Annotated in this window: 8 protein-coding genes, 1 tRNA gene and 1 pseudogene; 8 read left to right on the top strand and 2 right to left on the bottom strand. The window is 65.2% G+C overall.

Translation table 11 applies throughout. The annotated features are described in order from the left end of the window. Positions 1-248: 248 nt before the first annotated feature. The 8 genes from EN925_RS11225 to EN925_RS11190 all read left to right on the top strand — a co-directional run bounded on the left by EN925_RS11225 (position 249) and on the right by EN925_RS11190 (position 7,796). Complete coding sequence (locus EN925_RS11225; protein ID WP_127368089.1) at positions 249-1,295, top strand: glucokinase; 1,047 nt, start codon at positions 249-251, stop codon at positions 1,293-1,295. 78 nt (positions 1,296-1,373) lie between these two features. After that, positions 1,374-3,245 (top strand): ABC transporter ATP-binding protein, encoded by a 1,872-nt coding sequence (locus EN925_RS11220; RefSeq protein WP_024502175.1) that lies wholly within the window; start codon positions 1,374-1,376, stop codon positions 3,243-3,245. Continuing rightward, positions 3,242-4,084 (top strand): 4-hydroxy-tetrahydrodipicolinate reductase, encoded by an 843-nt coding sequence (gene dapB / locus EN925_RS11215; RefSeq protein ID WP_127368091.1) that lies wholly within the window; start codon positions 3,242-3,244, stop codon positions 4,082-4,084. Before EN925_RS11220 ends, dapB begins: the two co-directional genes overlap by 4 nt. A 33-nt stretch (positions 4,085-4,117) precedes the next feature. Beyond that, complete coding sequence (locus tag EN925_RS11210) at positions 4,118-4,738, top strand: 2,3-bisphosphoglycerate-dependent phosphoglycerate mutase (RefSeq protein ID WP_127368092.1); 621 nt, start codon at positions 4,118-4,120, stop codon at positions 4,736-4,738. A gap of 73 nt (positions 4,739-4,811) precedes the next feature. Next, positions 4,812-4,896: transfer RNA gene (locus EN925_RS11205), tRNA-Leu, on the top strand. A 149-nt stretch (positions 4,897-5,045) separates the two neighbouring features. After that, entirely contained in the window at positions 5,046-6,731 is a 1,686-nt protein-coding gene (locus tag EN925_RS11200) for an FAD-dependent oxidoreductase (RefSeq protein ID WP_127384832.1), read from the top strand. After that, positions 6,728-7,036 carry a UBP-type zinc finger domain-containing protein gene (locus EN925_RS11195; protein ID WP_027161196.1) on the top strand — a complete coding sequence of 103 codons (309 nt, stop codon included), beginning with the start codon at positions 6,728-6,730 and terminating at the stop codon, positions 7,034-7,036. Before EN925_RS11200 ends, EN925_RS11195 begins: the two co-directional genes overlap by 4 nt. A 196-nt stretch (positions 7,037-7,232) precedes the next feature. Then, entirely contained in the window at positions 7,233-7,796 is a 564-nt protein-coding gene (locus EN925_RS11190) for a cytochrome b (protein ID WP_127368094.1), read from the top strand. A gap of 120 nt (positions 7,797-7,916) precedes the next feature. Here EN925_RS11190 and EN925_RS11185 read toward each other — a convergent pair whose 3' ends face one another. Both EN925_RS11185 and EN925_RS11180 read right to left on the bottom strand, forming a co-directional pair. After that, on the bottom strand, positions 7,917-8,099 hold the full coding sequence (locus tag EN925_RS11185; RefSeq protein WP_013528612.1) for a hypothetical protein: 183 nt from the start codon (positions 8,097-8,099) through the stop codon (positions 7,917-7,919). Between the two features lie 126 nt (positions 8,100-8,225). After that, positions 8,226-9,336 (bottom strand): annotated as a pseudogene (locus EN925_RS11180) (transcriptional regulator); the annotation flags it as partial.

Genomic DNA, 9,336 nt, shown 5'->3' with positions numbered 1-9,336 from the left:
CCTTCACGGCGACGCCCGAGATCGGCGTGCCGCTGCCGCGACCGCGGCCGCCAGGAAACTGACGGTCACGGCTCATAGACGGGCTCAACCGGTTCAGGACCTTATTTTTGCGAAACCGTGTCGGTTTGGCCGCACAGCCGGCCTCAGCGCGCCGCCGGGCTCGAAAACCGTTTCCCTTTTCAAACCCATGCGCTAGTCAACGGAAGAACGGCTAGATGCCGTCGGTGGCGCCGGAGACGGACGAGAGCATGCCAGGCACAGGCGACGACGATACTTTGTTGCGGTTTCCGATCCTTATCGGCGACATCGGCGGCACCAATGCGCGCTTTTCGATCGTGCTCGACGCCAATTCCGAGGCAGGCGAGCCGACCATCGTCCAGACGGCGAACTACAACACCATCGACGAGGCGATCCAGGCGGCCGTGCTCGATCGCTCGTCGGTGCGTCCCAATTCGGCGGTGCTGGCGGTGGCCGGTCCGGTCGACGGCGACGAGATCGAACTGACCAACTGCCCCTGGATCGTCAAGCCGAGAAAAATGTTCGCCAGCCTCGGCCTGAGCGACATCGTCGTGCTCAACGATTTCGAGGCGCAGGCGCTGGCCGTCGTCGCGCTCGGCGAGGAGCACATGGAAAAGATCGGCGGCGGCACGCCGGAGCCCAATGCCGGCCGCGTCGTGCTCGGCCCCGGAACCGGGCTCGGCGTCGCCGGGCTGGTCCATGCGCTGCACCACTGGATACCGGTGCCCGGCGAGGGCGGTCATATGGATATCGGTCCGCGCTCGGCCCGCGATTTCGAGGTTTTTCCGCATATCGAGAAGCTGGAGGGCCGCATTTCGGGCGAGCAGATCCTGTGCGGACGCGGTCTGGTCAATGTCTATCGGGCGGTTGCCAAGGCGGACGGCAAGCCGTCGCCCTTCACCACGCCGGCCGAGATCACTGCCGCGGCACTTGCGAAAACCGATCCGGTTGCCGAGGAAGCGCTGGAGACCTTCGTCACCTGCCTTGGGCGCACGGCAGGCGACCTTGCTCTGGTGTTCATGAGCCGCGGCGGCGTGTTTCTCACCGGTGGCATCGCGCAGAAGATCGTGCCGGCGCTGAAAGCCGGCAATTTCCGTGCCGCTTTCGAGGACAAGGCGCCGCACAGCGCGATGATGCGCACCATGCCGGTGTATGTCATTGCCCATCCGCTGGCCGCACTTCTGGGCCTTGCCGCCTATGCCAGGAACCCCTCGCTGTTCGGTGTCCAGACTTCGGGCCGGCGCTGGCGCGACGAAGTTAGTCACCCCGAGGCATAGGCAAGCTGGCTGCTTGGCGTTAAGAGGGGTGCCAAATTGCCCGGCCGCGGGAAGCGGAAATCTACGAAGCGCTCCAATTTGACATTTCAGCCCCCCAATTTGTCGAAACCCCGTGCGGGAGAGATCGTGGCGGTCATCCGCCGTATCCTCCAGGAAAATGGCCGCGACTATCGGGGCGCGTATGTTTTCACCATCCTCTGCCTGCTGACCGTGTCGGCGACGACGGCGCTTGCCGCCTGGATCATGAGCCCGGTCGTCAACCAGATCTTCTACGAACGACGCGGCGACCTGATCCCATGGATCTGCGCCGCACTGCTCGGTGCCTTCATCCTGCGCGGCCTTGCCGGCTACGGCCAGGCGGTGACGATGGCCAGGATCGGCAACAATCTGGTGGCGCGCTATCAGCAGCGCATCTTCAACCATCTGATGAAGCTTGGCGTCTCCTTCTTCAACGACACAAGGTCCGGGCGGCTGGCCGCGCAGGTCAACGAGAACGTCAACGGCATTCGCGACCTGTTGTCGATGACGGTGACCTCGACCGCGCGTGATGCCGTCTCGCTGGTCGGCCTGGTCGGCGTGATGATCTACCAGGATCCGATACTCTCCTTGAGTTCGCTGCTGATCGGGCCGCCGCTGATCTGGACCGTCACCTATCTGATGCGCCGGGTGCGCCGCATCACGCGCGAATCGGTGCAGATCAACTCTCGGCTGATCGGCGCCATGCAGGAAGCCACGCAAGGCATCGCCATCGTCAAGGCCTTCACCATGGAGGACGAGCTGTCGCGCCGGATCAGCCAGCTCGCCGAGGATGCCGAGCAGCGGTCGAACAAGATCGCTCGCGTCTCCGAGCGGCTGACGCCGGTTTCCGAACTGCTGGCCGGCATCGCCTTCGCCAGCGTCATCGCCTATTCCGGCTACCGGGCCACCGTTCTCGGCCAGCCGCCGGGCGCGGTGTTTTCCTTCATCACCGCGCTGACGCTCGCCTATGATCCGGCCCGCCGTCTGGCGCGCATGCAGGTCGGCATGGAACGCGCGCTGGTGAATGCGCGCATGATCTACGAGCTTCTCGACATCGAGCCGCAGCAGAGCGACGCCCAAGGCGCCGCCGAGGCGAAATTCACCTCCGGCGAAGTGCGTTTCAACAACGTCTCCTTCCGCTATGTCGAGGAGGCTCCGGTGCTGCAGGATCTGAGTTTCGTCGCCGCGGCCGGCAAGGTGACGGCAATCGTCGGCGCTTCGGGCGCCGGCAAGACGACATTGGTGGCGCTGCTGCAGCGCTTCTACGATGTCGAGGCGGGGTCGATCGAGATCGACGGCCAGGACATCTCGAAGGTCACCAAACAGTCGCTGCGCGGTTCCATCGCCTATGTCTCGCAGCAGCCCTATCTGTTCGAAGGCACCATCCGCGACAACATCCGCTACGGCCGGCTGAGCGCCACCGATGCCGAGATCGAACAGGCCGCGGGCCAAGCCGCGGCCGACGACTTCATCCGCCAGCAGCCGCAGGGCTACGACACGCCAGTCGGCGAGAACGGCGTGACGCTGTCCGGCGGCCAGCGCCAGCGCGTCTCGATCGCGCGGGCCATCGTGCGGCAGGCACCGATCCTTTTGCTCGACGAAGCGACATCGGCGCTCGACAACGAGGCCGAGGCTCGCGTCCAGCAGGCGCTGACAAAGGTCATGGAAGGCCGCACCACCATCGTCATCGCGCACCGGCTGTCGACGGTGGTCAATGCCGACCACATCATCGTCATGGAACAGGGCCGGCTGGTCGAGGAAGGCACGCACGCCTCGCTGATGGCCGATCCGCACAGCGTCTATGCCCGCTTCCACCGCATCCAGGGCGTCAAGGGTCTGGGGCTTGTCGACGACAGCGCGCCGATCCGGACTTCGGCGCAACGCCTGTCACAAGGCATCGACACGCAGAGCATCGCCGGGAGCACGACATGAGCGCCACGCCCGCAACCGACGGACCGGCAAATGATATGGGCCTGGTGGTGGTGGGCGCCGCCGGCCGCATGGGCCAGACGCTGATCCGCGCCATCCACTCTATATCAGGCGCGCGGGTCATCGGCGCGGTCGAGCGGACGGATTCGCCGCATCTGGGCAAGGATGCCGGCGAGCTGGCCGGCATCGGCATCATCAACGTGCCGATCAGCGACGATCCGCTGCCGGTGTTCGCCAAGGCCGACGGTGTGCTCGATTTCACCACGCCTACTTCGACGGTCGAATTCGCCGGCTACGCGGCGCAGGCGCGCATCGTCCATGTCATCGGCACTACCGGCTGTTCGGCCGATGACAATGCCAGGATCGCTGCGGCGGCGCGCCATGCGACGATCGTCAAGTCGGGCAATATGAGCCTCGGCGTCAATCTGCTGGCGGTGCTGGTCGAGCAGGCGGCGCGCGCGCTCGATGCCGACGATTTCGACATCGAGATCCTCGAAATGCACCACAAGCACAAGGTCGACGCGCCTTCGGGCACGGCGCTGCTGCTGGGTGAAGCCGCCGCCGCCGGGCGTGGTATCGATCTCTCAGGCAACGACGTGCGCGTCCGCGACGGCCACACCGGGGTGCGCAAGACGGGCTCGATCGGCTTTGCCACGTTGCGCGGCGGCTCTGTCGTCGGCGACCACAGCGTGATGCTGGCCGGAACCGGCGAGCGCATCACCCTGTCGCACCACGCCGAGGACCGCGCCATCTTCGCCCGCGGCGCCGTCAAGGCGGCGCTTTGGGCGCGCGGCAAGAAGCCGGGACTGTATTCGATGCGGGACGTGCTCGGCCTCAGCTGAGCCGGCCTGATCCATAAACCTGAAGGAGCAAACATGTCGCGAACCCTCGTGCTCGTGCGCCACGGCCAGAGCGAATGGAATTTGAAGAACCTGTTCACCGGCTGGCGCGACGTCGACCTGACCGAACAGGGCCACGCCGAGGCCAAGGCCGCCGGGCAAAAGCTCAAGGCGCGTGGCCTGAAATTCGACATCGCCTTCACCTCGGCGCTGATCCGGGCGCAAAAGACCTGCCAGCACATCCTCGACGCGGTCGGCCAGGGCGACCTGAAGACCATCCGCGACCAGGCGCTCAACGAGCGCGACTATGGCGACCTCTCCGGCCTCAACAAGGACGACGCCCGCAAGAAATGGGGCGAGGAGCAGGTGCATGTCTGGCGCCGCTCCTACGACGTGCCGCCGCCTGCCGGCGAAAGCCTGAAGGACACCGGCGCCCGCGTCTGGCCCTATTACCTGCACGATTTGCAGCCGCATGTGCTGCGCGGCGGCACCGTGCTGGTCGCCGCGCACGGCAACTCCCTGCGCGCGCTGATCATGGTGCTCGACGGCAAGTCGGGTGAGGAGATCGTCAAGCTGGAACTCGGCACCGGCGTGCCGGTCATCTACCAGCTCAACGCCGATTCCACCGTCGCTTCCAAGGAAGTGCTGGACGACTGAACCGGCGAACGGAGTACCTGCGAAAAAAGCGCGTTGACACACATCGCTTGCCCGCTTACATGAGCCCGCACCAGCCCAGATGGCGGAATTGGTAGACGCGCACGGTTCAGGTCCGTGTTCCGCAAGGAGTGGAGGTTCGAGTCCTCTTCTGGGCACCAAATTCCCGTTTCGAACCACTCGACGGTTCAGAAACTTAGAGAAAAAGCCCGGTTCGCCCGGGCTTTTTCTTTTCAGCCAACCTCCCCTTCCGGCCAGTCCCCTCACAAACCGCTTCAAACTCCGCGGCCGCTTCGCTACGCTCAAAACCATGGCTCAATCCACCAACCCGATCTTCGGTGCCCGCCGCGACCAGGCGTTCCCCACGCTGGCCGAGGTGGACATCGACCGCATGCGCCGGTTCGGCGAGGCCAGCGCCTATGCAGCCGGCGAGCACATCATCGAAGCCGGCGATGTGGCGCCCGGCCTGATCGTCGTGCTGTCGGGTAGCGTGGACATCACCCAGGACGGCGGGCTCGGCCGGCGCGAGACGATCGTCACGCACGGCCCGGGCAGCTTTGTCGGTGAGCTGGCGCAGCTTTCGGCCCGTCCCTCGCTGGTGAATGCGCAGGCCGCCGAGCCGGTGGAGGCGTTCGTCATCGCCTCGCAGCGGCTGCGCGACCTGATGGTGCAGGAGGCCAATCTCGGCGAGCGCATCATGCGGGCGCTGATCCTGCGCCGCGTCGGGCTTTTGGAGAGCGCCACCAGCGGGCCGATCATCATCGGACCCCAGGACAATGCCGACGTGTTGCGGCTGCAGGGTTTTCTGGCGCGCAGCGGCCAGCCGCACCGCGTGCTCGATTCCGACAGCGATCCCTGCGCCAAAACGCTGGTCGAACGCTTTGAGGTCGATCCGCACCACCTGCCGATCGTGCTCTGTCCAAACGGCAGGCTGCTGATGAACCCCGGCGAAAAGGACCTCGCCCGCTGCGTCGGCCTGTTGCGCCCGATCGATGCCGATACGGTGTATGACGTGGCCATCGTCGGCGCCGGCCCGGCAGGGCTGGCGGCGGCGGTCTATGCGGCATCCGAAGGGCTGTCGACGATCGTGCTCGATTGCCGTGCCTTCGGCGGACAGGCCGGCGCCTCCTCGCGCATCGAGAACTATCTCGGTTTCCCGACCGGCATCACCGGCATGGCGCTGATGGCGCGCGCCTACAACCAGGCGCAGAAATTCGGCGTTGAAATGGTCATCCCGGACGAGGCGAAGCTTTTGAGCGCGGCCACCGACACGTCAGGCGCCCGCTATCTGCTCGATGTCGGTGACGGCGAGACCGTGCGCACGCGCAGCGTGGTGATTGCCAGCGGCGCGCGCTATCGCCGCCTCGACATCGCCGATCTTGCGCGGTTCGAGGGGACGTCCGTGCACTATTGGGCGTCGCCCATCGAAGGCCGGCTTTGCGCGGGCCAGGAAGTGGCGCTGGTCGGCGCCGGCAATTCGGCCGGGCAAGCGGCTGTCTACTTGGCCAGTCATGCGCGGAAGGTGGCGCTGCTGGCGCGCGGCGGCAGCCTCGAGGCCAGCATGTCGCGTTATCTGGTAGAGCGCATCCGGGCGCAGCCGAACATCGAGGTGCTGACCGGGACCGAAATCGAGGCACTGGAGGGCGAAGACGGCAATCTTGCCACGGTGCGCTGGCGCAACCGCGCCAGCGGCGCGGGAACAACGCGCCCGATCCGCCATCTCTTCCTCTTCATCGGCGCCGATCCGAACACCGATTGGCTGGCCAACTGCGATGTCGCGCTGGACGCCAGGGGTTTCGTGCGCACCGGATCGGACATAGGATCGGCGCAGATGGAGACGAGCCGCAGCGGCGTATTCGCCATCGGCGATGTCCGTGCGGGCTCGGTCAAACGGGTCGCCGCGGCTGTCGGCGAAGGCGCCCAGGTGGTCGCGGCTCTGCATGCCTACCTCGCGCGCGGCAACGCCGACACATTTCAAATGGCCGGGAGACCATGATGGATGAATGCAGACATACGCGCGACATCAGGAAGGTCACGCCGAGCGCGCTCGGCTGCGAGGAATGCCTGAAGAGCGGGTCGCAATGGGTGCATCTGCGGCTGTGCCGTACCTGCGGCCATGTCGGCTGCTGCGACGACTCGCCCAACCGCCACGCCACCAAGCATTTCCACGCCACCAAGCATCCGATCATCGAGGGCTACGATCCACCCGAAGGCTGGGCATGGTGCTATGTCGACGAGGTGTTTGTCGACCTCGGCGACGATGTGACCCCGCAGAACGGTCCGATCCCGCGCTTTGTTTGAGCGCCCTGGAGACGCCGAAGAAGAGCCCGGTTCGCCCGGGCTTTTCTTTGTCCAGCATTACGCGCTCGATGCCCGACTGTCCGCAAACTGACAGCTTACCCGTTCCAGTGTCCTGCCAGCTCACGATCATCCGAGCCCGACAAAGCTTTGACATGATCGCGGCTAGTTTAGAAATATTCAAAACTGGAAGGCTCGCATGCACCCCACCTATACAAGCGCACAAAAAGCCATTCACTGGGCGGTGTTTCTGCTGGTCATCGGCCTTTATGGCTTGACCTATGTGGAAGAACTTTTTCCGCGCGGCGATCCCGGCCGCGCGCTCGTCTGGTGGTTCCATATTTCGTTCGGGCTGCTGTTGGTTGCGCTGGTCGTCATCCGCGTCGGCCTGCGCCTGATACTGGGAACGCCAGGGCTGCAGACGGAAATGTCGGAGCTTGAACGATGGGCGGCCAAGATCGCGCATCTGCTGCTCTATGCGCTGCTGGTGACCATTCCGGCTCTCGGCATCCTGCTGACTTGGTACAGGGGCGACGCCTTGAGCTTCTTCGGCCTCTTCACCATCCCGGCCCCGGTATCGCCCGACCGCGACACGGCCCGGTTCATCAGGGAACTGCACAGCCTGTGCGCCAATTCGATCCTCATCCTCGCCGGAGTGCACGCGGCCGCGGCGCTATGGCATCATTTCATCCGCAAGGACGACGTGCTCAAGCGAATGCTGCCGGAAAGCACGCTCTCCTGGAGCAAGTCCGGGAAAGCGTGAAGTGGTTTCCCAGGAAAAGCGCATGGCGCCTTCCCTCGTTGATCGGGAGGGCCTTTCTTTCGACCTTCTTTTTCTTCAGAAGGCGCTCTCCCCGAGAGGGCTAACGCCGACCGATAGCGCCTACCGCACGGAGCCGGTGACGGTTGGGTCGATCATGCTGGGAACCGACTTGCGTTCGTTTCCGGCAAGCGCCGCTATGATCAGCAGGCTGGCAACCACCGGGACAAACAGGATGGCAACGCGAGCCTGCACGTAAAATATGGCGCGCCATTCATTGCGCTTGTCGGGGCTGTTGCTCATCATACTCACTTTGTCGGCCCCCCGGGCCGTGACATAGAAGCTAACGGTTAAACAACTCCTTCCGACTTCGTTAACCCGGCGGATTTGAGGCGAAATTCCCACGCGATCCCCAAGATGGCGATCCAGGCTTCAGTTGAGCCCGATGCGGCTGGCGCCCTGCCGGAACAGCGCTACGGCATCCGGTTCGAAGCGGAAGGTGCCGATGAAATCGTCGGCGCAATAGTCCGGCCTTGTCTTGCGGATGGCGGCGGCGAAGCCGCGCGCCTCGTCGAGCCGTCCGGCCAGCGCCAGGCAGTGCGCGGCGATCGCCAGTATGATGGCGTGGGCGTTGGGCCGCGCCGCCGCCTTCAGCGCCCATTCGGCCGCCTCCTCGAACTGGCCGAGCCGGACATGCGCCATGGCGCGTGCGCCCAGCATGCCGAACAGCAGCGGGTCGAACGGGCTGAGATGGCGCGAATGATCGGAAGAGCCTATCGCCGCTCGCGGGTCGCCCGACTGCGAATGCACGAAGGACAAAGCGTAGTGGCCGAGCGCGAAGTTGGGGCTGAGATCGACCGCCCGCTCGAGTTCGAGCAGCGAGCCGTCCTGCTCGCCGCGCAGCCACAGCGCCCGGCCCATCGCCCAATGGGCGGCCGGATTGTGGTCGTCGACCAGCAGGCTGTGGCCGGCGCTCTCGAAGGCCAGCGCGCTTTCGCGGTCGCGATCGCCCCAGCGCTGGAAGGCGTTCTGCCAGTGGGTGAAGGACAGGCCGGCATAGGCACGGGCGAAGGTCGGGTCGAGCTGCAAGGCCTGGGCAAAGAAATGCCGCGCCTGCTCGTTTTCGGCCTGGGTGAAGCGGTACATGTGCCAGAGGCCGCGATGGTAGGCCTCCCAGGCGTTGAGCGAGCTGGGCGCCTTCAGCATGGCGCGGTTGCGCTCGACCGTTTCGATCTCGGCCGAGATCGAGGAGACGATGCTGTTGCCGATGTCGTCGAGCACGGAAAAGATGTCATCGGGCCTGCGCTCGAAGGTCTCGGCCCAGACGATCCTGGCGCTGCGCACCTCGATCAGCTCGACGCTGACGATAAGGCGGCCGGACGGGCTGCGCACCGTGCCGGTGGCGACATAGTCGACATTCAGCCGGCGGCCGGCATCCTCGGGCGCGATGTTCTGCTCTGCCAGCGCAAACACCGATCCGCGCGCGATGACGAAGAAATCCCTGAGCTTGGCCAGGCGGGTGATGATGTCGTGGGTGAAACCG

The sequence above is a fragment of the Mesorhizobium sp. M7A.F.Ca.US.006.04.2.1 genome, assembly GCF_004022915.1.
Taxonomy (GTDB): domain Bacteria; phylum Pseudomonadota; class Alphaproteobacteria; order Rhizobiales; family Rhizobiaceae; genus Mesorhizobium; species Mesorhizobium ciceri.
This window is presented reverse-complemented; position numbering and strand designations above follow the sequence as displayed.

Excerpts from the sequence above, each read along its gene's own strand:
- EN925_RS11200 (WP_127384832.1), top strand. The coding sequence starts at position 5,046 with ATGGCTCAATCCACCAACCCGATCTTCGGTGCCCGCCGCGACCAGGCG.
- dapB (WP_127368091.1), top strand. The coding sequence starts at position 3,242 with ATGAGCGCCACGCCCGCAACCGACGGACCGGCAAATGATATGGGCCTG.
- EN925_RS11225 (WP_127368089.1), top strand. The coding sequence starts at position 249 with ATGCCAGGCACAGGCGACGACGATACTTTGTTGCGGTTTCCGATCCTT.
- EN925_RS11210 (WP_127368092.1), top strand. The coding sequence starts at position 4,118 with ATGTCGCGAACCCTCGTGCTCGTGCGCCACGGCCAGAGCGAATGGAAT.
- EN925_RS11195 (WP_027161196.1), top strand. The coding sequence starts at position 6,728 with ATGATGGATGAATGCAGACATACGCGCGACATCAGGAAGGTCACGCCG.
- EN925_RS11190 (WP_127368094.1), top strand. The coding sequence starts at position 7,233 with ATGCACCCCACCTATACAAGCGCACAAAAAGCCATTCACTGGGCGGTG.
- EN925_RS11185 (WP_013528612.1), bottom strand. The coding sequence starts at position 8,099 with ATGATGAGCAACAGCCCCGACAAGCGCAATGAATGGCGCGCCATATTT.